Below are 229 nucleotides of genomic sequence, written 5' to 3' on the forward strand. Positions count from 1 at the left end.
CCGGCTCCCGCGGGTGCGCCAGACGCCAAAGGCCACGATAAAGATCAATGTCCCGGACAGGATAATCCAATCTAAGGTTCCCATCCCCATATCAGGCGTTTGTGATCATGATATAGTAGAATACCAGGATATACAGGATGTTGAGCAGGATCACCAGGGTGTAGGCCCGCTTCCACACCATTTTTTCTTTCATTTCATCTTTTAACTGCACGGTCTGTCTTTACTTGGG

At 48.9% G+C, this 229-nt stretch carries 1 protein-coding gene; it reads left to right on the forward strand.

The window, feature by feature from the left end; translation table 11 throughout:
• Nucleotides 1-205, forward strand: a 205-nt coding sequence (locus ACRHNM_RS18510; protein ID WP_431138086.1) for a hypothetical protein, incomplete at its 5' end; no start/stop codon positions are given.
• Between the last annotated feature and the right edge of the window lie 24 nt (nt 206-229).

The organism is Psychroserpens mesophilus (genome assembly GCF_050617655.1).
Classification (GTDB): Bacteria; Bacteroidota; Bacteroidia; order Flavobacteriales; family Flavobacteriaceae; genus Psychroserpens; species Psychroserpens mesophilus_A.